Source organism: Candidatus Glomeribacter gigasporarum BEG34 (assembly GCF_000227585.1).
In the GTDB taxonomy this organism is placed as follows: Bacteria; Pseudomonadota; Gammaproteobacteria; order Burkholderiales; family Burkholderiaceae; genus Glomeribacter; species Glomeribacter gigasporarum_B.
The window spans coordinates 1-1,250 of sequence record NZ_CAFB01000008.1 but is presented as its reverse complement, the minus strand read 5'-3'; the positions used below and the strand labels follow the sequence as shown (position 1 = coordinate 1,250).

Annotated in this window: 2 protein-coding genes; both read left to right on the top strand. The window is 61.2% G+C overall.

Annotated elements, in window-relative coordinates:
• Positions 1 to 738: Gp138 family membrane-puncturing spike protein (locus tag CAGGBEG34_RS00090; protein ID WP_275226104.1), on the top strand; the 738-nt coding region annotated here is incomplete at its 5' end.
• Between the two features lie 12 nt (positions 739 to 750).
• The gene (locus CAGGBEG34_RS00085) at positions 751 to 1,122 is read left to right on the top strand and encodes a contractile injection system sheath initiator (protein ID WP_006681925.1); all 372 of its coding nucleotides are present in this window, start codon (positions 751 to 753) and stop codon (positions 1,120 to 1,122) included.
• The last annotated feature ends 128 nt before the right edge of the window (positions 1,123 to 1,250 follow it).

The window sequence follows — 1,250 nt, the reverse complement described above, 5'->3', positions numbered from 1 at the left end:
GCGCAGGAAGCGCTGCGCGCTGCGATTCATGGCGCACTGATCAACGTCTGGACGGCGCTGCCCGGTATTGTGCAGTCATTCGACGCGCACGCGCTGACCGTCACCGTGCGGCCCGCGATTCAGGGCGTCGTGCGCCGGCTGGATCGTGAAACGGCCACGGTTCGCACGGAAGCGGTGGAGCTGCCGCTGCTCGGCGATGTACCGGTGTTCTTTCCGCGCGGCGGCGGCTGCACGCTGACCTTTCCGGTTCAAAAAGGCGATGAGTGCGTGGTGGTGTTCGCGTCCCGCTGCATCGATGGCTGGTGGCAATCGGGCGGCGTTCAACGACCGATGGAACCGCGCCGGCATGATTTGTCGGATGGCTTTGCGTTCATCGGGCCGTTCTCGCAACAGACAAAGATCAAGGGCATACACACGCAGGCCGTTCAGTTACGCAGTGACGATGGCGCGACTTATATTGAACTGAACCCTGCAACGCAAAAGATCAAGATGGCCGCGCCGGGTGGCCTGGAAGTGGATGCGCCGACGGCGGACTTTCTGGGGCAAGTGTGCGTGCATGCGCTGTTGACCTATCTGTCTGGACTTTCTGGCCGCGGTGGTGAGCGTGCAACGGCGGTGATCAATGGAAATCTTGAGATTCAGAACGGGCAGGTCAGCGTGAACGGCAAACGAATCGATGACACGCATACGCACAGCGGCGTTGAACCGGGCGGCGGAACGTCCGGCCCCGTGGCTTAAGGAAAACATTGAATGCGTTATCGACGACTCGACGCCGCGGGTGATTATGCCTTCGGACGTGGTTTGAGTGACTTTGAACAGGATACGCCGGAAGCCGTTGCGCAGGCGGTCAAAACCCGTCTGGCGTTGCGGTTCGGCGAATGGTTTTTGGATACATCGGACGGGACGCCGTGGGCGTCGCGCGTGCTCGGCCAGTCCGCGCGGGAGGCGGTCGACTGGACGATTCGGGAGCGGATTCTGGGGACGGAAGGCGTCACGCGCATCAACCGCTATGTACGCACCTTTGACCCGAACACGCGCGCATTGTCGATTCAGGCGGACATCGACACGATCTATGGCCCGACAATGGTGAATATGTCTGATGACCCTTTCCGTCACGATTGATGCCACGGGCATTCACGCGCCGAGCTACGCGGATGTGCTGAACGCGCTCAAAGCGCAGTACCGCGCAATTTACGGGCCGGACGTGTATCTGGAGAACGACAGCCAGGACGGGCAATGGCTCGCTGTGT